The organism is Hyphomicrobium sp., assembly GCF_036780825.1.
GTDB lineage: Bacteria > Pseudomonadota > Alphaproteobacteria > Rhizobiales > Hyphomicrobiaceae > Hyphomicrobium_C.
In genome coordinates this window covers 1-21,734 of record NZ_DAIQCD010000002.1, presented here as the reverse complement: position 1 = coordinate 21,734, position 21,734 = coordinate 1, and the positions used below count along the sequence as shown (strand labels likewise).

Below are 21,734 nucleotides of genomic sequence, written 5' to 3'. Positions count from 1 at the left end.
AGCCTCAAAGACACTCCCGGAGATCCAGCATGTACATCGACCCGCACGCCCACATGATCTCGCGCACCACCGATGATTACGAGGCCATGGCCAAAGCCGGCATCGTAGCCGTCATCGAGCCCGCCTTCTGGGTCGGCCAGGCGCGAACCAATGTCGGCAGCTATGCGGACTATCTCTCGCACATTCTCGGCTTCGAGCGCTTCCGCGCCGGACAGTTCGGGGTGCGCCATTACTGCTGCATCGGCCTCAACTCCAAGGAAGCGAACAACGAGGCGCTGGCCGAGGCCGTGATGGAGATCCTGCCAGGGTTCGCAACCAAGGAGGGCGTCGTCGCCATCGGCGAAATCGGCTACGACGAGCAGACGCCGCTCGAGGACAAGTATTTCCGTTTGCAGCTCGATCTCGCGCGCGAGCTGGAGCTTCCGGTCATGATCCACACGCCGCATCGAGACAAGAAGCGCGGCGCCTCGCGCTCCATGGACGTCATCTTCGAGCACAAGGTCGATCCCGGCCGCGTCGTCATAGATCACGTCAACGAGGAGACGATCCAGGAGGTGAAGGACCGCGGCTTCTGGGCGGCCTTTTCCATCTATCCGCATTCCAAGATGACGGCGGAGCGCATGGTCGAGATCGTCAAGCGCTACGGAGCCGAGCGCCTGATCGTGGATTCGGCTTGCGACTGGGGGGTCTCCGATCCGCTCTCGGTGCCGAAGACCGCCGCGCTCATGGCCGAGCAGGGGCTCTCCGCCGAGGACATCCGCCTCGTGACCTACGCCAATGCGCTCGCGGTCTACGGACAAAGCGGGCAGATGGCGGAAACCGACTGGCTCGCCCCGTCCGCGGTCGACCAGCGGACGCTCTATCAAGGCAACACCGTTCTTCGCGGGGGTCAGGAGCCGCGCGTGGCCAAGCCAAGCTCGTGACATCACGGGCTACGTCGCGCCAGCGTCCGGCGGCTCGTACGCACCTTTGCACCGGAACGAATTCCTGGAACCCGGCGTTTTGCGTTCGAACTTTCCAGCTTCATTCCATCAGCAAGGAGTGGCACATGGCCCAATCGTACGAGTCATTTCAGGGCACGGCTGAAACACGTGCAGGCGAAACTGCGGAATCCATTCGCCAACTCAAGCAGAAGGCGGGCGAGGCCGCCGAGGCCGCAGCCGATCAGGGAGAGCGCGCCTTGAGGGCGGCCGAAGAAACCGCCTCCGACGCCTTTGCGGCGACGAAGCGCTTCGTTCAGGAGCAGCCCTATGTCGCCATCGGCGCTGTTGCCATCGCCGCATGCGCCCTCGGCGCCCTTTGGAAAATGTCGTCGGGGCGCCGCTCCACCGGCTCGGATCTGGCCAATCGCATATCCGAATACGTCGAGCCCGGCTATCGGGCCCTCCGGCGCCGTATGTGATTACGTCACGTCGCTCAAGACCCGCTTACTTACCGCAAACCCGTCTGCTCACCGGACGGGTTTGTCGCATGCGGGAAACGGAACCGAGCGGCGCCGGCTCGTGTTTCATTCTGTTCCCGTAATCGAATGGGAGGATTGGGCATGACGTCCGCCGGCAAGGGAAAGACCGAGCTTGAGAAGGAGCTCGATGAGGCACTCGAGGCGACGTTTCCAGCAAGCGATCCCGTCAGAGTGGGGTCGGAAACGTCCGGCGGCCCCGATCGTCCCGTGGGGCGCAAGCCGCCGCAAATCGATAAGAAGCTAGTCGACAAGCTTGCCAAGCAAGTGGCGGACAAGAAGGGCGCCGCTTGATCGAGCCGTTCCGTTGCAAAACAGCTGAAAAACGAGTGGCGGCAGCCTGAGGGAGCGATGCTCCCCCGCCTGGCTGCCGCTCGACACCAAGGTACGCGGGACCTTATCCCTGGCGCGTCCCGCTATTGGACCCCAAAAACGTTTCAACTCTACAAACGTCGAGCGGATTTCGTGGCGCACGTCGTCGAATTCGACGCTTGGAGTGATTCCGGTTTAGGTGAAAATGGGGAGCGGCTCTAAGTTTTTGTTTCTTCGTGCTTCTTTCCGGAAAACCGGTTCCCACTTTTCCGGAAGCACTCTAGCCTTTTTCATCCGCGCCATTGCGGAGGGTGACGCCCAGCAACGCGCCGACGATCGGCACCGTTATCGCGTGCGGCAACAGCTTCACTGCGAGCTGCGCGGCTTGCGGAACGAGACCCGGGACGATCACCCGTCTTCCGATCTTGAAACCGCGGTAGGCGCTGCGCGCTACGGCATCCGCGCTGAGCGCCGGCAGTGCCGACCGATACAGAGCATACTCGGCGCGCATGGCGTGGTGAAACCCCGTGTCCACGGGGCCCGGCGCCGCCACAGCGATGCGCACGCCGCGGCCGCGCGTCTCAAAGGCCACGGCCTCCGTCAACGAAATCAGATAGGCTTTGCTGGCATAATATGCGGCCTGGTGCGGGCCTGGCACGAGCCCGCCGAGCGATCCCACGTTGAGGATACCCCCGCGGGCGCGCCCCAGCATGGACGGAAGAACATGGCGCATGAGCCGGCTCGCGGCTGTCATGTTGAGCGCGATCAGTTGCTCGATGCCCTCCCACGGCTGATCGACAAACGGGCCCGCAAGCCCCATGCCCGCGTTGTTGACCAGCACGTCGGCGTAGAGGTCCGCAGCGGCGAGCGCCGCATCGATCCGGGCCGGGGCATCGGGCAAGGTGACATCTAGCGCGAGCGGCACCGCGCGTACGCCGGCGTCGCGCGAGATTGCGCTTGCGGCCTCCTCGAGCGCCGGCATCTCGCGTGCAATCAGCAGCACGGCCTGCCCATCCGCCGCGAAACGCGCCGCCAAGGCGCGTCCGATCCCCCTCGAGGCGCCTGTGACAACGACAGCCGGCGCGCGTCCGCTCACGGCAGCCAGCGCCTCGCCGCGAGGAACGGCGCGCCTGCCGATCCAAACATCGGCAACAGAGTTCAGTACATTGAGCATGGCGATCCAGACCTATGCAGGCGACAGCGGCGCGCTTATCCGATGGCGGCGCCTCCGATCGGCTCGGACATCAAACCACGGAATATCCTGGAAACGTTTCGCTTTTGCTGCGAATGGCGAACGTTTGGCGAGAGCGCTCGCGCGTCGCAAATACGCCCGGTTTCTGTTGGTAACGTGACGTAATGCGTGCCAGGTCCCCGAACGATGACGGCACGGTTCGACCCGCGTGCGCCGACGTGCGTCAGCGCCCCTTCCGGCGCCCGCCTGTAACGCTAGAGCACCTTTACGCTTGATAGACCCGCCGTAGCGGCGCGAACGTGCTCTAGGTCTTTGTTCGAGAAACTAAGTCACGTCTCGGTGGTGCGTGTCCGTGCCCACCCCAGACGATCAGGCTCAAGAGTGCGACCGGGCTTTTCTCCGGCTAAGGCCAACGACCTGACGTGCAACCAACCGAAGGCGTCGAGCATTGCATGATTTGGGACCGCTTCGATTATTTAGCGCTGCCAAACGCAGTTCATCGATCATGCCGCCACTTCGGCCTGCTCGTCGGCAAGCTTAGCGATCCCGGTTCGGGCTCAAGAGCGACGAGAGCCGGACGCAACGAGATGAAATTTCGACCTTCGATCTCTCTGGAGGATGTGTCGCAAAGTCGATGACCGGTGAGGAGCGTACCATGAATGCAAATGCGTCAAGATCGCTTGCCGACCAGAGCTTGGACAGAAGTCCTGGCTTTGCCTCATTCGAGGCCTGGATGAACTTCAACCGTCCCATGTTCGCTGCAATGACGGAGCTCAACGGCAGGTTCTTCGAGCAGGTCTCGAAGGCGAACGATGAATGGATGGGCTTCGTCAACCGGCGCTTGAATGAGGACATGGCAGCCTCGCGGCGCTTCATGGAATGCAAGACCGTGCAGGATCTGTTTTCCGCCTACACGGACTTCATTCAGCGCGCGCAGCAGCAATACCAGGCCGAGTTCCAATACTTTGCGCGGCTGAACCAGAAGCTCGCCGATGAGACGGCCAACGTGATCAAGTCCCACATGGACGACGTGGAAGCGGACACTCGGCATTAGAGGCCTCCAGGTCTCTCGTGCCTTCGGCATATCCCGCAGACGCCCGCAGTCTGGCCTCCCTTATTCACCGGAATGTGCCTACATGGCCGGGTAGGGCGGTTTCGCGCCATCGCCGATCGCCGCGCGGCGAGCCAGAGGGGAAAGCAGAATAATTATTGCTAGCAACGCAAGCCCGAACACTAGCATCAGGGAAATTTCGTCGGCTCCCGAGCCCAGATAGCGGACGATAATCGATACGAGAATGTCGTATTTGAACACGGCGATGGTGCTCGCCGCGACACCTGCGAGCTTGGCCGCAAGTTCAAGATCCTGATCGTGCTGACGGAACGAGAATAGGAGCAGCAGCATCGCCCAAGCGCCGAAGAGGAAACTCATGAGCGGCACGATGGAGCGAAAGCCTCCCTTCTGCTGCACGCCGAACAGCGCATCCGCGGACTGCACATAAGCCTGGCTCATCAGCGGGAAAAAGATCATCGCTGCGGCCCCGACCAGCACGCCGACTTCGATGCGCCCGATGCGGGCCGGATAATGCCGCTTCACGCCCGAATGGCGCACCGTGAGCAGAATGCTGATGGCGAGCAGAATGAACAAGAAAAACACTTTGCCGGGGAGCAGCAGCTTGTGGATATGGCTCGTCATCGATTGCTGATCGGGATCGAGATAGAGCCGGTCGATTGTGGACTGATACCGCTGCTGGGCCTGGCAGCAAGCTTCGTCCGTGGCGAGGACCGGCGTCGCCGACAATGGTGTCGAAGCAAAGCAGAACCGCTTCACCTCCTCGGCCCCGTTGCTGGCGATCAGCGGTTCGGGCTGGCATGAGCGGTAGAACTCCCGCACACCGAGGCGCCGCTGGCTTACCGCGCGCAGGTTGGTCACGCCCTCGAGGAGAGAGATCCGTTCGCAGGGCGCATCAGCGCTGCCGCAGCCCGCAGGCTCGCTCTTGTCAGCTGTCAAAACGGCGGGTTTGAGATCCCAGACTGAGCGGTGCGGGTTGGCCGAAAGACCCAACGCGATATGGGCGGCAGCGGCGCCAATCAGCGCCAGGCCGATCAGAAAACGTAACGGTCCGAACGAAACATGGCGCCAATACATATCCACGAAGGCGCAGGACGGCATGTAGAAGGCGGCGAGGGCGACGAGCCCGAGCGTCGGAAAGAAAAGAAACAGGTGGCTGTCGAAGGTGGCGAAGGTCATGGCCTTCTCGGGGCCGAATTCCCACACCAGCACCGCCGGCACCGCAATGAACGAAAGCCCCAGCCCGAGATAGACAAGGAACACGAACACACGCGCACCAAGAGACATGGATCGATCCTGCTGCAGAAGCCCCCACCTTAAAGCATGCTCACGTTCGATAAGTCGGCCTTGTGATGTGAGCACGCCCTAAGCCATTGTTTAAGCGCCTAAATCTACGGTCTCGGCTGGCGCGCGTCCGCGCCCTCCTCGAACGATCAGGCCCTAGCGAGGGAGTATGCCCATCGAACCCGGCGCAGCCTAGGGTTTCCTAGCAATCGCTGGCGATTGCCGGCGGCTGTGGTAGCTGCGCACTGGAGCAGCTCCCGGATCGAGGCAATGATGGGGCGCCTGATTCGATCGGGGGGACCAGCATGCAAAAGCAGGCGATCTGCTATTTCGTCCTCGGCGCAAGCCTGACGGTGCTTCTTCAAAATCTTGCGAGGCGCCGCGCACATGCGGCCGCGCAGTCCGTGCCCGGGCGGCCGCAGATCCCAACGCCGGCCGGCAGCGATGTGATCGACCTCGCGGCTTGGAAGGCGTCCCGCGCGGCCGCGCACGCGCTCGAATAGCCATACGGCGGCTTCCGGCCGGGACCCTTTCCTGAGAGAGATGCACCGCTCCCGTCCACGGGACGCGTGCTGCGTTCAAGCCACCCGCAGGTCGGATGCTTGGGGCAGGGTGACCCCTTCGATCTTCGCGGCGCTTGCCAAGCGCGCGATGTATTGGGCAACGGCAGTGCGCTGCGACCTGTCCGCCAGATAGGCGGCAATCCTTTCGTGCACGAGCTCGAACGGCAGCTCCGCCCCTGCAATCCTCCGGTCGAGACGGATGATGTGGAAACCGTAGCGGGTTTCGACCGGACGCGGTGTCATCTCGCCGGGCGCGAGAGCCATCACCGCAGCCTCAAACTCCAGTGTGGTCTCGCCGACGGTGATCTGCCCGAGGTTGCCGCCATGCTCACGGGACGGGCAGGCCGAGTGCGCTTTCGCGAGCGCGGCGAACCGGTGCGGCTCCTGCGCCAGAACGCCGAGGGCCGCGGCCGCATCGTTACGGGCTCGCTCGAACGACGCCGGATCGTCGCGGCGGGCAGCAAACAGGATATGAGCGACCTCGAAGATTTCGGCAGAGCGGAAGCGGCGGCGGTTGCGCTCATAGTATCGGCGGCAGGCGTCCTCATCCGGGTCTGGCGTCGCGACCTCCTGCTCGATGAGGATGCGGATCATGGCGTCCTCATCCGTTTCGCGACGTCCTCGTTCATCGCACAAGGGGGAGGGCGCGATACCGACGCGGCCGGCCTCTTCCAGCAGCAGCGCACGGACGACGAGGGCACGGGCCGCCGCCGTCCAGGCCGCCAGCGGCGTTCCAGCCCCGTGGTTCTGTGCCTCCCGCGAGATAGCGTCATGAGGAATGACGATGCCGTCGACGGTCACGGGCTTGCGTGCCGGGGCGTCGATGCCGGTATGAATGGAACAGCTCATGGTGCTCACTCCGCAGGCAGGGTTCTAGCGCGCGCCACGGCCGGGCCCGGCGTGCCGCCGCCGGAACGCGACCGCACGACCTGATAACCGCGCCGGCCGAGATACCAGACGGGTGCGCTCCAGATGTGCACGAGGCGCGTGAACGGGAACACGAGGAAGATCGTCATGCCGAGGAACAGGTGCGCCTTGAAGATGGGGTGGGCGCCCGCAATGAGGCTCGAAACACCGGGCTCGAGCGTGAGAATGCCCTGTGCCCACGTCATGAAGCGCACCATCTCGTGGCCATTGAGATGATCGAGCGAGACGAAAATGGTGGCGAGACCGAGACTGAGCTGAACGAAGAGAAGCAAAAGAATGGCGATGTCGCCGAAGGACGACGTGGTGCGGATGCGTGAATCGAACAAGCGCCGATGAATAAGCAGCACCATGCCTACGAAGCAGGCCACGCCTGCGACACCGCCCACCACGATGGCCAGCATCTGCTTGAAGCCGTGGGAGATGCCCATCGCATCGAAGATCCAGATCGGCGTCAGAAGGCCGACGAAGTGGCCGAAAAAGATGACGATGATGCCGACATGGAACAGGTTCGAGCCCCACATCAGCTGGCGCCGGCGCAAAAGCTGGCTCGATCCCGAGCGCCACGTGTATTGCTCGCGATCGAAGCGGGAGAGCGATCCGAGCAGAAATACGGTGAGGCAAAGATAGGGATACCAGCCGAAGACGATATGATTGAGCGTGTCCTGCATGGCTGCCTCCTCAAGTCCGCGTCGGGGACGTATGGGTCACGGTTGGACGCCTCGGCTCGGGCGAACGAACTCCCGGCGCGGGGCGCCGGCCCGCTCTGATCCTGGAGGCGAGCCCCTCGGTGCCGCAGCCCGCATCCGCGTCCGACCCGAAGCGCACTTCCTCTTCCTTCCAGGCCGCATCGAGAGCCGCGAGATCGTTGGGATCGTCGTCGGGAGCCTCGAGGATCGCGCCGAGAATTTTAGCGTCGGGCTTTTCCTCGCTCAGGATCTCCAAGGCGGCGAACACGTCGGCATAGGCCGACCGGCGCTTCTCGAGCCGCTGGCGTAGCGCGGCGAGGATGTGCACCGTTTCCGCCAGCGTCCGGCGCGCTTCATCCTCGGGGATCGCGGACAGGAACTCGAGAAACAGCGGAACGAAGTCCGGGAGCTCCGACGTGCTGGGCTCGAGCCCGTGCCGCCTGTAAAGCTCGGCCAGATCCACCATGGCCTGGCCCCGATCGCGACTCTCGCCATGGACGTGCTCGAAGAGATGCAGCGAAAGCGAGCGGGTGCGATCGAACAGCAGGACGTAGCGCTCCTGCAGGTCGTAGATGTCCCCATCGGCGATCTCTGCCAAGAGCCGCACGATCCCGCCGCGAACGGCGGGGGGCAGGACGCCTTCCGCCTCGATCGCGTTCTGCATGGCAGATGCTTCGGCCTGAAACTCCGCCGTGGGATAGGTGAGGAGCGCCGATAGCGCCTTCAGCGTTGCTTTCATCGTGCCACCTCCATCGGCGTTCTCGCCCGCTTCGGGACGCCAAAGAGACTCGTCTCCGTGCGCCCGTCGGCGCAGCCGTTGCCGAACGAGAAGCCGCAAGAGCCGCGGAGGTCATAGGCGTCCTCGCTAAGCTCGCGGTGAGCCGTCGGTATGACGAAGCGATCCTCGTAGTTGGCAATCGCCATCAACTGATACATCTCGTCGATCTGATGCGCGGTGAGCCCTACCTTGCGGGCGATGCTTTCGTCGATCACGCCGTCGACGGTCTTGGCGCGCATATAAGCCCGCATGGCGAGCATCCGCTCGAGCGCCAGCGCGACCGGCTCCTCCTTGCCCGCCGTGAGAAGGTTCGCGAGATAACGGATCGGAATGCGCAGACTGCGCACGTCCGGCATCTCTCCGTCGTGGCCGATCTTTCCCGCTTCCGCCGCGGACTGAATCGGTGATAGCGGCGGCACGTACCAGACCATGGGCAGTGTGCGGTACTCGGGATGGAGCGGGAAGGCGATCTTCCATTCCATCGCCATCTTCCAGATGGGAGACTGGCGCGCACCTTCGAGCCAGCTCTCCGGCACGCCGTCGGCTCGCGCCTGGCGAATGACCTCTGGATCGCTGGGATCGAGGAAGATGCTGAGCTGGGATTCGTAGAGATCCCCTTCATCGGGCACGCTCGCAGCCGCCTCGATGCGGTCCGCGTCGTAGAGCACCACGCCGAGATAGCGGATGCGCCCGACGCAGGTCTCCGAGCAGACTGTCGGCTGGCCGGCCTCGATGCGCGGATAGCAGAAGATGCACTTCTCCGATTTTCCGCTCGACCAGTTGTAGTAGATCTTCTTGTACGGACAGCCCGAAACGCACATGCGCCAGCCGCGGCACTTATCCTGATCGATAAGAACAATGCCGTCCTCTTCGCGCTTGTAGATGGCGCCAGACGGGCAGGAGGCGACGCAGGCGGGATTGAGACAGTGCTCGCACAGCCGCGGCAGGTACATCATGAAGGTGTTTTCGAACTGGCCATAGATCTCCTTCTGCACACCTTCGAAGTTATAATCGGCGCTGCGCTTCTCGAACTCGCCGCCCAGGATCTCCTCCCAGTTCGGCCCCCAATGGATCTTCTCCATGCGCTCCCCGGTGACGAGCGAGCGCGGGCGTGCCGTCGGCATAGCGGGCACTTCCGGTGCCTTCTGCAGGTGCTCGTAATCGAAGGTGAAGGGCTCGTAGTAATCGTCGATCTCGGGCAGATCGGGGTTGGCGAAGATGTTTGCCAGCACGCGCCATTTCGATCCGATGCGAGGCTCTATGCGGCCGTTCTTCTTGCGGACCCAGCCGCCATTCCAGCGCGCCTGGTTTTCCCAGTCCTTAGGGTAGCCGATGCCGGGCTTGGTCTCGACGTTGTTGAACCACGCGTATTCCATGCCTTCACGGCTGGTCCACACGTTCTTGCATGTGACGGAGCAGGTGTGGCACCCGATGCATTTATCGAGGTTCAGCACCATGGCGATTTGAGCGCGGATTTTCATTCTGCGGCCTCCGCAGTTGGGATCCTGGACAGGGCGGGCGGCTGGTCGGCGTTCGGCGTGTCGAGCCAGTCGACGTCCGTCATCTTGCGCACGATGACGAACTCGTCTCGGTTCGAGCCGACGGTGCCGTAGTAGTTGAAGCCGTAGGCCTGGTGGACGTAGCCGCCGATCATGTGTGTCGGCTTCAAGACGGTGCGCGTCACCGAGTTATGGATGCCGCCACGCTGGCCGGTGAGCTCGGACCCCGGCACGTTCACGATCTTCTCCTGGGCATGGTACATCATGCACATGCCTTCCTTGACGCGCTGCGAGACAACGGCGCGGGCAACAAGCGCGCCGTTGCTGTTGAAAGCTTCGATCCAGTCGTTGTCGGCGATGCCGGCCTTTTTCGCATCGATCTCGCTGATCCACACGATGGGGCCGCCGCGCGAGAGCGTCAGCATCAGGAGATTGTCGGTATAGGTGGAGTGGATGCCCCATTTCTGATGCGGCGTGATGAAATTGAGAATAACGGGTTTGTGACCGTTGGGACTTCGGGCCAGCACGGGCCCGACGGTCTTGGTATCGATCGGCGGGCGATATACGCACAGCGCCTCGCCGAACGCGCGCATCCAGAGGTGATCCTGGTAGAGCTGCTGGCGGCCCGAGAGCGTGCGCCACGGGATCAGCTCGTGCACGTTCGTGTAGCCCGCGTTGTAGCAGACCTTCTCGGATTCGAGACCTGACCAGATCGGCGAGGAGATGATCTTGCGCGGCTGGGCAACAACGTCGCGGAAGCGGATCTTCTCGTCCTCCTTCGGTATCGCAAGGTGCTCGTGATCGCGGCCCGTAAATTCTCCGAGCGACTGCCACGCCTTGACGGCGACCTCTCCGTTGGTTTCCGGGGCCAGCATCAGCAGCACCTCCGCCGCATCGATATCGGTATCGATACGCGCGAGCCCCTTGGTCGGGCCGGGCTCGGTCACCACGCCATTGAGGCGGCGCAAATGCTCGACCTCATGCTGGGTGCTCCAGGACATTCCCTTGCCTCCATTGCCGAGGCTATCCATGAGAGGCCCGAGCGACGTGAACCGCTTAAACAGGTTCGGATAGTCACGCTCGACCACCGTCACCTGCGGCATGGTCTTGCCCGGAATGGGCGCAACATCGCCCCGTTTCCAGTCCTTCACATCGAGCGCCTGCGCGATCTCGCCCGGCGTGTCGTGCATGATCGGTGTCAGCACCACATCCTTTTCGACGCCCAGCACTTCCGGTGCGGCCTTGGAGAACGCCTTGGCGATGCCCTTGTAGATCTCCCAGTCGCTGCGTGCTTCCCAAACGGGATCCACCGCAGCCGTCAGCGGATGGATGAAGGGATGCATGTCCGATGTGTTGAGATCGTTCTTCTCGTACCAGGTGGCCGTCGGCAGAACGATGTCGGAATAAACGCAGGTCGTCGACATGCGGAAATCGAGCGTCACCAGGAGGTCGAGCTTGCCTTCCGGCGCCTCGTCACGCCAGACGACCTCGTGCGGCTTCTGCCGGCCGGTCTCTCCGAGATCCTTGCCCATAACACCGTGCGAGGTGCCGAGCAGGTGCTTCAGAAAATACTCATGTCCCTTGCCCGACGACCCGAGAAGGTTGGAGCGCCAGACGAACAGGTTGCGCGGCCAGTTCACGGGATTGTCGGGATCCTCGCACGCAAGGCGAACCTCGCCTGACTGGAGCGCCTCGGGAAGATAGTCGCGAACGTCGAGGCCCTTGGCGTCAGCCTTGGCTGAAATGCTCAGCGGGTTCTCGAAAAGCTGCGGGGCGGACGGCAGCCAGCCCATGCGCTCGGCGCGCACGTTGTAATCTATGATCGCCCCGTCCCACGGGCCAGGCGGGGCCGTGGGCGAGACGATCTCCTTCACGTCCAGCGTTTCGTAGCGCCACTGGTCGGTGTGCGCATACCAGAAGGACGTCGCGTTCTGCTGGCGCGGCGGCCGACTCCAGTCGAGCGCGAAGGCAAGCGGCAGCCAGCCGGACTGCGGGCGTAACTTCTCCTGGCCCACATAGTGAGACCAGCCGCCACCGGACTGGCCGATACAGCCGCACATCACCAGCATGTTGATGACGCCGCGGTAGTTCATGTCCATGTGGTACCAGTGGTTCATCGCCGCGCCGATGATGACCATGGACCGGCCACGCGTTTTCTCGGCGTTGAGCGCAAACTCGCGCGCCACGCAGATGATCTGGTCGCGCGGCACACCGGTGATGGCCTCGGCCCAGGCCGGCGTATAGGGCACGGGCTCATCGTAGCTCTTGGCTACGAACTCGCCGCCGAATCCACGATCCAGGCCATAGTTGGCGACGAAGAGATCGTAGACGGTGGCGACGAGCGCTTCGCCGCCGGCGAGTGCCACCTTCTTTGCGGGCACCCGGCGGGGAAGAACGCTCGGATGATCGGTGCCGGTGAAGTGATCGTGCTCGATGTTGCCGAAGTAGGGGAACGCGACCTCCGCGAGATCGTCGTAGGCGTCGGCCAGGGTCAGCCGCAACTTGGTGTCGCGGCCCGCCGCGTCACGCTCTTCGAGATTCCACTTGCCTTTTTCGCCCCAGCGGAAGCCCGCCGAGCCGCGCGGCACCACGATCTCACCCGTGGTCTCGTCGTAGGCGACGGTCTTCCATTCGGGATTGTTGTTCTCGCCGAGGCCCCCCTCGAAATCCGACGCGCGCAGGAGGCGCTCCGGAACCAGCCGGCCCTCCTGCTCCACGAGACGCACCAGCATCGGCATGTCCGTGTATTGGCGCACGTAGTCGACGAAATAGGAGGCCTGGCGGTCGATATGGAATTCGCGCAGGATGACGTGCCCCATGGCCATGGCGAGCGCGGCATCGGTGCCTTGCTTCACGGAAAGCCACATGTCTCCGAACTTGGAGGCTTCCGAATAGTCCGGGCAGATGACGACGCTCTTGGCGCCGCGATAGCGCGCCTCGGTATAGAAATGCGCGTCGGGCGTGCGCGTTTGGGGAACGTTCGAGCCCCAGAGGATGAGGAAGCCGGCGTTGTACCAATCGGCCGATTCAGGAACGTCCGTCTGCTCGCCCCAGGTTTGAGGCGAGGCCGGCGGCAGATCGCAATACCAGTCGTAGAATGATAGGCAGACGCCGCCGAGCAGGGACAGGTAGCGCGCGCCTGCGGCGTAGGACACCATCGACATGGCGGGAATGGGCGAGAAGCCGGCCACGCGATCAGGACCATAGGTCTTCGTCGTGTAGGCGTTGGCCGCGCCGATGATCTCGTTCACCTCGTCCCAGGTGGCACGCACGAAGCCGCCGTGACCCCGCTTGGTGGTGTAGGCGGCGCGCTTCTTGGGATCGCCGACAATGGACGCCCAGGCTGCCACTGGCGTCTGCAGAGCCCGCGCATCGCGCCACAGCTTGAGAAGCCGCGAGCGCACCAGCGGATACTTCACGCGGTTGCCTGAATAGAGATACCAGGAGTAGCTCGCGCCCCGTGCACAGCCGCGCGGCTCATGATTGGGCAGATCGGGACGCGTCCGCGGATAATCGGTCTGCTGGGTCTCCCAGGTCACGATTCCGCCCTTGACGTAGACCTTCCAGGAGCAGGAGCCGGTGCAGTTCACGCCATGCGTCGAGCGCACGATCTTGTCGTGCTGCCAGCGCTTGCGATAACCGTCCTCCCAGGTTCGATCCTCGCGGGTGACCACGCCGTGGCCATCCGAGAACTCGTCAACGACGCGGTTGAAGAACGTCAGGCGATCGAGAAATTGGCTCATGGACGCTTCCTATCCGGCCGGTTGCAGGGTTGGTTTCAGCGGCGATGGAGCAAGGCCGCGCTCGATGTCGTAAAGGAGGCCGCCGCGGCGCGCGTAGACCCACCACGTGATGGCGATGCATGTGACGTAGAAGATGAGGAACGCCCAGAGCGCGGCCTCGGGCCCGCCCGTGGCGGCGATGGACGTGCCGTAGCTCTTGGGAATGAAGAAGGCGCCGTAGGCTGCGATCGCCGAGCTGAAGCCGATGATCGCCGCGCTCTCTTTCTCGGCGTTGCGCAGGCGCTCGGCACTCTCGGCATGGGGCATCAGCCGGTCCATCTCCTTGCGCATGATGGCCGGAATCATCTGGAACGTGGATGCGTTGCCCACGCCGCTCACCAGGAACAAGACCATGAACATGGCGAAGAAGCCGGGGAAACTTCCCACGCTCAGGAAATAGAGAACGCCTGCGACCCCGGCCGTCATGCCGATGAATACCCACAGCGTCACCCGCGCACCGCCCCACCTATCGGCAATCCAGCCCGTCGCCGAGCGCGAGAGCGCTCCAACCAGGGGGCCAAGGAAGGCGTATGCGAGCGCGTTCGTCTCGGGGAACTGGATTTTGGCAAGCAGTGGGAACCCCGCAGAATAACCGATGAACGAGCCGAAGGTCCCAGTGTAGAGCCAGCACATGATCCAGTTGTGCTTACGCTGGAAGATCACCGATTGCTCCGCGAACGAGGCCCGGGCGGAGGCGATGTCGTTCATGCCGAACCAGGATGCGAAGGCGGAGACGACGATGAACGGCACCCAGACGTATCCGGCGTTCTGCAGCCACATGGGGAACGTGTGGCCGTCCTCCGTCACCATGATCGGATCGCCGCCAAGCCAGCCGAACACGCCAACCGTAATGGCGAGGGGCACGAGGAACTGCGCCACGCTCACGCCGAGATTGCCGAGCCCGGCGTTCATGGCCAGCGCGTTGCCTTTCTCGCTCTTGGGGAAGAAGAACGAGATGTTCGACATGGACGACGCGAAGTTGCCGCCGCCGAACCCGCACAGGAGCGCCAGCATGAGCAGGATCCAATAGGGCGTTTCCGGATGCTGCACAGCCATGCCGATGCCGAGCGCGGGGAAGATCAGCGACCACGTCGCGAGCGTCGTCCACAGGCGGCCGCCGAAAACAGGCACCATGAAGGAATAGAAGATCCGCAATGTCGCGCCCGAGAGGCCGGGGACGGCAGCCAGCCAGAAGAGCTGGTCGGTCGTGTACTGGAAACCGACAGCGGGCAGCTTGGCCACCACCACCGACCACACCATCCACACCGCGAATGAGAGCAGGAGCGAGGGGATCGAGAGCCACAAGTTGCGGCGCGCGATGGCGCGGCCGGTCTTCTCCCAGAACTCCGCATCCTCGGGCCGCCAGTCGTGTATGAGCGACGGCCCCATGGCGCCGACATGCTGCGGCTTGTGGATCGGCAGCATCTCGGGAAGCTGCGGGAGCCGCGCGAGATCCTGTTCGGCGACGTCGCGCTCCATGCGCCGGATCGAGAGGTGCATCCAGGCGAGCGAAACCGAGACGATCAGGAACAGCAGCATGAAGCAACTGGTCCAGATGCCCGTGAGGTCATTAAGCAGGCCGAACACGATCGGCAGCACGAAGCCGCCGAGGCCGCCAATCATGCCGACAAGGCCGCCGACGGCGCCGACGCTCTCTGGGTAGTAGACCGGGACGTGCCTGTAGACCGCGGCCTTGCCCAGGCTCATGAAGAAGCCGAGCACGAAAATGATGACGGTGAACGGGACGAGGCCAACCTCGAGCTCGAACGTTATCGGGCCCTGAATGCCGCGCACCACGTATTCCGTCGGCGGGTAGGACAGCACGAACGTGCAGGCGATCGAGACCAGGAACGTCCAATATAGGACTCGGCGTGCGCCATATTTGTCGGACAAGTGTCCGCCATAGGCGCGGAAGATGCTGGCGGGAATGGAGTAGGCCGCAGCGATCATGCCGGCCGCGGCGATGCCGAGACCGTAGACATCGATCAGGTAGCGCGGCAGCCATAGCGCCAACGCGACGAAGGCGCCGAAGACGAAGAAATAGTAGAGGCCAAAGCGCCAGACCTGAACGTTTTTCAGCGGGGCGAGATCGAGCCAAGCGCTCTTCGGACGCTCCCCACGCCGCCTCTGCTCGCGCTGCACCGGATCATCCTCGGTCGCGAACCAGAAGACGACCGCCATGACCACGAGGGCGGCTGCCCAAACTTGCGCTACGGTCTGCCAACCGTAGGCCACGAGCACGAACGGCGCCAGGAACTTGGTAACGGCGGAGCCGACGTTGCCGGCACCGAAAATGCCGAGCGCCGTTCCCTGCTTGCCGGAGGGATACCAGCGCGAGACATAGGCGACACCGACGGAGAACGCGCCGCCTGCGATGCCGACCCCGAGCGCCGCGACAAGCATCTGCGGATAGGTCTTGGCGTACGTCAAAAGCCAGGTTGCGAGCGCGGCCGACAGCATCACCAATGCGAAGATGCGGCGCCCGCCGTAGCGGTCGGTCCATATTCCGAGTGCCACCCGGATCAGAGATCCCGTGAGGATAGGCGTGCCGACCAGCAAGCCGAACTGAGTCTCGTTGAGACCCAAATCCGTCTTTATCTGGACTCCGATAATCGAGAAAATGGTCCAGACTGCAAAACAGACGGTGAAAGCAACCGTCGAAAATCCGAGCGCCGTGTGCCGCCCGGCCGCGCCATCGCTTGTCGCAGGATCCATGATCCAGTGCTCCGCTCAGTGTTCGGCAGAAGCAAAACTGCCGACACGCTACGCGAAACCGAAGCAGCGACTTTGATCGAAATTAAACGGCTTTGATATTCGAACGCGCATCACCCAAAAATGCCGCGCAGGCTGAAATAATCCGCCATTTGTTTTCACATCCGAACTCATTGAAAACGGTAGCGGAATATTTAGATTGCGCGGCGCTTGGCGCTTTCAAAGCGACGCAGCATGCGTCAATGCCGCGCATCAGCCCGGCGGGCGGAAAGCCTGACACTTCGCGGCGTCGGTCTCAAGACGCGGCCCCCCGATGAGATCGATCGCGAAGGGAATCGCGGGGAACACCGCCAACATGCAGAGGCGAATCGACGATGGCCGCCCCGGAAGATTGACGATCAGCGACCGCCCTCGAATACCTGCAGTCTGCCGCGACAGAATAGCGGTGGGCACCTGAGCGAGGCTGCGCTCGCGCATGAGCTCCCCAAAGCCCGGCAGCATCTTGTTGCAGACAGCCTGCGTGGCTTCCGGCGTCACGTCGCGGAGGGCCGGGCCGGTGCCGCCCGTCGTGAAGATGAGGCTGCAGGCTTTAGAATCCGCCAATTCGATGAGCGTATCGGCAATTTTCTGCTCGTCGTCCGCGACAAGGCGTGTGACAGGCTGCCACGGTGAGACGAGGATCTCCCCCAGCACCTCCGCGATGGCGGGGCCGCCCTTGTCCTCATAGGTCCCAGAGCTGGCGCGATCCGAAACAGTCACGATTCCAATGTTCGCCGTCATGCCGTCATGTCCTCCAGTGAAGCGCGATCGTCCGCATCATAGCCTGTCATGCATGACATCGCGCAGAGAGCACCAGCTCGCAACCCGATGTGGTCGAAGCGAACGGGGCGCCGAGATGCCCGGATGAATAGATCTCGTTTTCACCAGATAGAGTCTCGGGTGGAGATACGGCGCCTTTTAATTTTCTTTTATCCATCGCATTCCGAGCAATCCGGCGGGGGCTAAAGTGCCGCATGCGCACAAGCTCCATATTTGCTCCGCAGCAAAGAGCGCATCCCAAATGCTCCTACAAAAGAGAAAACGGGCGATGCTCGTTCGAGCTCTACTGGAAAAGGAGAAGGGCAATGGCTGAGCAATTCAAAATATCACGCCGCACCATGGTTGCGAGCGCGGCGATGGCTGGAGCGCTCATGCCCCTGGCTACGTCCGCTTCGGCGCGGGCCGACAAAGTCGAGGTCAAGGCGGCGCCGGTCGACGTCGCGTCCTTGCCGCGCGTAAAGGCCGAACTCGTGGCGCCGCCCTTCGTCCATGCCCACACGCAGAAAGCAGAGGGCGGCCCGAAGATCGTCGAGTTCACGATGGTCATCGAAGAGAAGAAGATGATCATCGACGACCAGGGCACGGAGGTCCACGCGATGACCTTCAACGGCTCCGTTCCGGGTCCGCTGATGGTGGTGCACCAGAACGACTACGTGGAGCTGACGCTCATCAACCCCGCCACCAACAGCATGCCGCACAACATCGACTTCCACTCGGCAACGGGCGCGCTCGGCGGCGCGGGGCTGACGCTCATCAGCCCAGGAGAGAAGACCAAGCTGCGCTTCAAAGCGACGAAAGCCGGCGTCTTCGTCTATCACTGTGCGCCTCCGGGCATGGTGCCCTGGCACGTCACCGCCGGCATGAACGGCGCCATCATGGTGCTGCCGCGTGAAGGCTTGACCGACGGCAAGGGTAACGAGCTTCCCTACGACCGCGTCTACTACGTCGGCGAGCAGGACTTCTACATTCCCCGCGACGAGAAGGGGAACTTCAAGAAGTACGACTCGATCGGCGACTCCTACGCCGACACCGTGGAGGTGATGCGCACGCTGACGCCGACCCACGTCGTCTTCAACGGAGCCGTGGGCGCGCTCACGGGCGATAACGCGCTCAAAGCCGCCGTTGGCGAAAGAGTGCTTATCGTGCACTCCCAGGCGAACCGCGATACGCGCCCCCATCTCATCGGCGGGCACGGCGACTATGTCTGGCCGACGGGCAAGTTCCGTACGCCGCCGGATGTCGATCAGGAGACGTGGTTCATTCCAGGCGGGACCGCGGGTGCGGCCTACTACACCTTCGAGCAACCTGGCATCTACGCCTACGTGAACCACAATCTCATCGAGGCTTTCGAGCTCGGCGCGGCCGCTCACTTCACCGTCACCGGCGAATGGAACGACGACCTCATGGTCTCGCTGATGGCTCCCTCGGAGAGCTGATCCGCTTCAGGGCCGTGCCGGGAGACTTCCGCGGCGCGACCCTTCCGGCGCCGGCGGCTTTGATCCTGCTCGGATCCGCCGGCGCCGCCTCAGACGACACCGATGCGACACGTCCCGAACGCACGGAGGCCCGCCATGGCTGCACTTGCCGGAAGACGCAACGCCCTTGCAGCGCCACTCGCCGCACTTCCCCTGATGATCGGCCTCGTTGCCGGCGCGATGGTGCTCAAGACAGGGTTTACGGGCGGGGCCCCGGAGATACCGCTCGTGAGCTCCCCGCAAACGGTGGTCATTGCGCCACGCACGTTCAGCTATCGCGCTCCGGGCGAGTACACGCGCGGTGGGTATGCGGTCGACGCCCCCATGCTCGAGGTTTCGGCAACGCGCGCACTCACGATCATGAAGCATCAGGTGAGCAAGGGCGACTATGCGCGCTGCGTCGCGGATGGCGCGTGCGCGCCGCCTGAGCCCGAGTTCAACACGCCCGGCAACGATAACGTCCCGGCGACGGGCATCAGCTTCGATGACGCCCGCATCTACGCGGAGTGGCTCAGCCGGCAAACCGGCGAGGTGTGGCTTCTACCGACAGACGAGCAGCTTGCATTCGCGGCCGGCTCACGCTTCCCGGATGATGCTCTCGGCACGGGCGAGGAGGACGCATCCAACTCCAATCCCGCGACCCGCTGGCTCGAAAATTATCGCCGCGAGACGGCGCGCGGCTTAGCGCGCGATCCGGCACCGAAGCCGCTTGGCGCATTCGGTGAGAACGAATACGGCCTCGCAGATTTCGGTGGCAACGTATGGGAGTGGACCACGAGCTGCTATCGCCGCATCGCGTTGGATGGCGCCGGCCGCACGGGCACCGATACGACCTCCTGCGGGGTCCAGCTCGTAGCCGGACAGCACCGGGCGGCCATGGTCTTCTTCGTTCGCAATCCCAAGGGGGGTGGCTGTGCCGTGGGAACGCCGCCCGACAACCTGGGTTTCCGCCTCGTCAAGGATACGAGATGGTATGCCTCGCTGATCAAGGCGCTGCGGGACAGAGGGCTGCTATCCTGACACCAGTCCAATCCGGCTGCGGTGCCCATTTCGAAACGCGCATTGGGGAACGGGCGACAAAGCCACTCATCTCATGCAGATCGGGCGCTTCTTTCCGGATACTTCCCAGCATGGTAGCGTCGCTCACACTCTGTGGTGAGGCTGCCTAATCGTGAAGATGGACTGGTTCGCCGTCAGGTCGTTCCCGTTGTTCGAGCGGATCAGTGATGCCGATCTCGATGCGTTTCTCGATCAGGCGTCATGCCGCCGCGTGCCGCAGGGAGAGTCGGTCTTCAAGCAGGGAGAGCAGGCGGCCCACTTCTATCTTCTCATCAGCGGGCGGCTCAAGGTCACCCAGGTCACGGGCGACGGGCAGCAGGTCATTGTCCGGGTCGTAAATCCCGGCGAGCTGTTCGGCTTCGCCATGGCGCTCAAGCGCACGGACTATCCCGGAACCGCAACGGCGGCCATCGACAGCGTCGCCCTTTGCTGGCCAAGCCATCTCTGGCCGCAGCTCGTCGAGGAGAACGGGCGTCTCGCCGTCAACGCCATCCAGATCATCGGGCAGCAGCTCGAGGACGCCCATACGCGCATTCGCGAGATGTCCACGCAAGAGGTGGAGCGGCGTGTCGCCCATGCGATCCTGCGGCTTTCGCTTCAAGCGGGCCGAAAAGAGGAGAGCGGCATACAGATCGCGTTTCCGATCTCGCGTCAGGACATCGCCGAGATGACGGGCACGACCTTGCACACAGTGTCGCGCATTCTGAGCGCCTGGGAAGCGCGGGATCTCGTCAAATGCGGGCGGCAGAAGGTGCTCGTCCGCGATCCGCGCGGTCTGTCGCTTCTGGCCGACGGCAAGCGGGAGTGAGGCTGCTTACCGTTCATTTCCTTCCTGCGCCTGAGTTTATGGACCGACGCCTGAGGCCTCGGAACCGCAATCGCCAATCCGCTCGCCATATTGGATCTCGACGTGCGTCAGCGCATCGTGGCCATCCTTGACCTCGATGCGTCCGCGAAAAGCATTCGGCTCGAGGGCGAACATTCCGACGGCGGACGCGGGATCACTTGCCTCGCACTGCGCCATGAACCCGGTGCGGAATTCGCCCGCACAGATTTCATATTTCGGGCAGGATGACGCCGGCGTGCTGCTGAGCATCTCGAAGGTCGTATGATTGACGATGGCCTCGGGCGCGAAGCACCTTTCGACCTGCCGCACCGTCTGCTGCTGGCCACTCCGGGGATCCTCGACGATCACGTCGATCCGATAGCGGCCAGGCTTCAGAATGTGCGCGAATCCCGTAGCCCACACGGGAGCCGGCATCGAGCCCCAAGTGACCAGCGCGACGGCGGCGGCGCACGTCTTTGCTTTCATCATCCCCTCGGCACGCGTGTTGCGAGGCAGGCGGGAACGGGACGCCCGCTGATCCGATGCACCTGAGTGCTATCTCTTGGGAGGCGGCTCGGGGAAATACTGGATGTCGAAGGGACGGGAGAGCCTCAAGTAGAGCACGCACGGCTCGCTGGAGCCGCATTCGAGCCCGTGCGGCGGTGCGTTGCCGGGGAAGCTTATATAGGTGGGCCCAGTGAACTGCGTGCGCGTTCCATCATGCGCTACGAGCGTGAACTCTCCGCTCAGCCAGACGTAAAGCTCATCGGACGTGTGACTGTGGTTGGGGACTATGTAGCCCGGCGGAAACCGCAGAAGCGCTTCGGACTCGCCCTTCGAAAGGTCGCCGCGGAGGAGAGCAATCTCACCGCCCTTCGGCAAGCCTTCTACGTCGAGAGGGCTCCATACGACTTTGGTCACGTCGATGATGGTCTGGTCCTTACCGAAGGACAGCGGGTTTGCATTGGAGCCTATCTCGGCGGCGCTGGCTGGCATTGTTGCGGCCAGCAGCGCGCCGAGCCAAACATAGGGTTTCAACATCGCGTTTCCTTCCGTTCCTTTATGCGGACGCCGATCGAGCGCGGCGCTTGGGGACGTCAGGATAAACCCAGCGCATCGGACGCGGGAACATGGCTCGTAATCAGATTGCGGAATTTGTGATCAAGCATCCAGCGGCCGCGGCTCGAGCCGGAGAAGCCTGCACAGCCGCAGCGTGTGCTCTGGCCAGCTCGCGGGAACGCCGGAGCTTACGATTCGCGATGCAATATCAATATGAAATGGCGGAGAGAGTG

19 protein-coding genes are annotated in these 21,734 nt (G+C 63.2%); 8 read left to right on the top strand and 11 right to left on the bottom strand.

The window, feature by feature from the left end; translation table 11 throughout:
• Nucleotides 1-29: 29 nt before the first annotated feature.
• From V7P99_RS01280 to V7P99_RS01270, 3 genes are all read left to right on the top strand, one after another.
• Nucleotides 30-923 carry a TatD family hydrolase gene (locus V7P99_RS01280; RefSeq protein ID WP_333793013.1) on the top strand — a complete coding sequence of 298 codons (894 nt, stop codon included), beginning with the start codon at nucleotides 30-32 and terminating at the stop codon, nucleotides 921-923.
• A 125-nt stretch (nucleotides 924-1,048) separates the two neighbouring features.
• Nucleotides 1,049-1,402, top strand: coding sequence for a hypothetical protein (locus V7P99_RS01275; protein ID WP_333793012.1), 354 nt, complete (start codon nucleotides 1,049-1,051; stop codon nucleotides 1,400-1,402).
• A 141-nt stretch (nucleotides 1,403-1,543) separates the two neighbouring features.
• Nucleotides 1,544-1,753: a hypothetical protein gene (locus V7P99_RS01270; RefSeq protein WP_333793011.1), complete on the top strand. Its 210-nt coding sequence runs from the start codon at nucleotides 1,544-1,546 to the stop codon at nucleotides 1,751-1,753.
• A gap of 298 nt (nucleotides 1,754-2,051) precedes the next feature.
• On the opposite strand, the gene V7P99_RS01265 is transcribed toward V7P99_RS01270, so the two are convergent.
• Nucleotides 2,052-2,945, bottom strand: coding sequence for an SDR family NAD(P)-dependent oxidoreductase (locus tag V7P99_RS01265; RefSeq protein WP_333793010.1), 894 nt, complete (start codon nucleotides 2,943-2,945; stop codon nucleotides 2,052-2,054).
• Nucleotides 2,946-3,618: 673 nt separating this feature from the next.
• Between V7P99_RS01265 and V7P99_RS01260 the strand changes: the two genes are divergently transcribed.
• Nucleotides 3,619-4,017, top strand: a complete 399-nt coding sequence (locus V7P99_RS01260; RefSeq protein WP_333793009.1) for a phasin family protein — start codon at nucleotides 3,619-3,621, stop codon at nucleotides 4,015-4,017.
• Nucleotides 4,018-4,095: 78 nt separating this feature from the next.
• On the opposite strand, the gene V7P99_RS01255 is transcribed toward V7P99_RS01260, so the two are convergent.
• Nucleotides 4,096-5,319 carry a hypothetical protein gene (locus V7P99_RS01255; protein WP_333793008.1) on the bottom strand — a complete coding sequence of 408 codons (1,224 nt, stop codon included), beginning with the start codon at nucleotides 5,317-5,319 and terminating at the stop codon, nucleotides 4,096-4,098.
• A gap of 302 nt (nucleotides 5,320-5,621) precedes the next feature.
• On the opposite strand from V7P99_RS01255, the gene V7P99_RS01250 reads away from it, so the two are divergent.
• The gene (locus tag V7P99_RS01250; protein WP_333793007.1) at nucleotides 5,622-5,819 is read left to right on the top strand and encodes a hypothetical protein; all 198 of its coding nucleotides are present in this window, start codon (nucleotides 5,622-5,624) and stop codon (nucleotides 5,817-5,819) included.
• Nucleotides 5,820-5,894: 75 nt separating this feature from the next.
• Here the strand turns inward: V7P99_RS01250 and V7P99_RS01245 are convergent, their stop codons facing one another.
• From V7P99_RS01245 to mog, 7 genes are all read right to left on the bottom strand, one after another.
• Nucleotides 5,895-6,728, bottom strand: coding sequence for a peptidylprolyl isomerase (locus tag V7P99_RS01245; RefSeq protein WP_333793006.1), 834 nt, complete (start codon nucleotides 6,726-6,728; stop codon nucleotides 5,895-5,897).
• 5 nt (nucleotides 6,729-6,733) lie between these two features.
• Nucleotides 6,734-7,474 (bottom strand): respiratory nitrate reductase subunit gamma, encoded by a 741-nt coding sequence (narI, locus tag V7P99_RS01240; RefSeq protein ID WP_333793005.1) that lies wholly within the window; start codon nucleotides 7,472-7,474, stop codon nucleotides 6,734-6,736.
• 10 nt (nucleotides 7,475-7,484) lie between these two features.
• Nucleotides 7,485-8,231 (bottom strand): nitrate reductase molybdenum cofactor assembly chaperone, encoded by a 747-nt coding sequence (gene narJ, locus V7P99_RS01235; protein ID WP_333793004.1) that lies wholly within the window; start codon nucleotides 8,229-8,231, stop codon nucleotides 7,485-7,487.
• Nucleotides 8,228-9,751 carry a nitrate reductase subunit beta gene (gene narH / locus V7P99_RS01230; RefSeq protein WP_333793003.1) on the bottom strand — a complete coding sequence of 508 codons (1,524 nt, stop codon included), beginning with the start codon at nucleotides 9,749-9,751 and terminating at the stop codon, nucleotides 8,228-8,230. Before narH ends, narJ begins: the two co-directional genes overlap by 4 nt.
• The gene (locus tag V7P99_RS01225) at nucleotides 9,748-13,512 is read right to left on the bottom strand and encodes a nitrate reductase subunit alpha (protein WP_333793002.1); all 3,765 of its coding nucleotides are present in this window, start codon (nucleotides 13,510-13,512) and stop codon (nucleotides 9,748-9,750) included. The genes narH and V7P99_RS01225 overlap by 4 nt, the downstream gene beginning before the upstream one ends.
• A 9-nt stretch (nucleotides 13,513-13,521) precedes the next feature.
• The gene (locus V7P99_RS01220) at nucleotides 13,522-16,266 is read right to left on the bottom strand and encodes a nitrate/nitrite transporter (protein ID WP_333793001.1); all 2,745 of its coding nucleotides are present in this window, start codon (nucleotides 16,264-16,266) and stop codon (nucleotides 13,522-13,524) included.
• Between the two features lie 249 nt (nucleotides 16,267-16,515).
• Nucleotides 16,516-17,043, bottom strand: a complete 528-nt coding sequence (gene mog / locus V7P99_RS01215) for a molybdopterin adenylyltransferase (protein WP_333793000.1) — start codon at nucleotides 17,041-17,043, stop codon at nucleotides 16,516-16,518.
• A 344-nt stretch (nucleotides 17,044-17,387) separates the two neighbouring features.
• Between mog and nirK the strand changes: the two genes are divergently transcribed.
• The 3 genes from nirK to V7P99_RS01200 all read left to right on the top strand — a co-directional run bounded on the left by nirK (nucleotide 17,388) and on the right by V7P99_RS01200 (nucleotide 20,424).
• Entirely contained in the window at nucleotides 17,388-18,518 is a 1,131-nt protein-coding gene (gene nirK / locus V7P99_RS01210; protein ID WP_333792999.1) for a copper-containing nitrite reductase, read from the top strand.
• Nucleotides 18,519-18,653: 135 nt separating this feature from the next.
• Complete coding sequence (locus V7P99_RS01205; protein WP_333792998.1) at nucleotides 18,654-19,577, top strand: formylglycine-generating enzyme family protein; 924 nt, start codon at nucleotides 18,654-18,656, stop codon at nucleotides 19,575-19,577.
• Between the two features lie 157 nt (nucleotides 19,578-19,734).
• Nucleotides 19,735-20,424: a Crp/Fnr family transcriptional regulator gene (locus V7P99_RS01200; protein ID WP_442909850.1), complete on the top strand. Its 690-nt coding sequence runs from the start codon at nucleotides 19,735-19,737 to the stop codon at nucleotides 20,422-20,424.
• Between the two features lie 36 nt (nucleotides 20,425-20,460).
• Here the strand turns inward: V7P99_RS01200 and V7P99_RS01195 are convergent, their stop codons facing one another.
• Both V7P99_RS01195 and V7P99_RS01190 read right to left on the bottom strand, forming a co-directional pair.
• The gene (locus tag V7P99_RS01195; RefSeq protein ID WP_333792996.1) at nucleotides 20,461-20,931 is read right to left on the bottom strand and encodes a hypothetical protein; all 471 of its coding nucleotides are present in this window, start codon (nucleotides 20,929-20,931) and stop codon (nucleotides 20,461-20,463) included.
• Between the two features lie 66 nt (nucleotides 20,932-20,997).
• Nucleotides 20,998-21,483 carry a cupin domain-containing protein gene (locus V7P99_RS01190; RefSeq protein WP_333792995.1) on the bottom strand — a complete coding sequence of 162 codons (486 nt, stop codon included), beginning with the start codon at nucleotides 21,481-21,483 and terminating at the stop codon, nucleotides 20,998-21,000.
• Nucleotides 21,484-21,734: the final 251 nt, after the last annotated feature.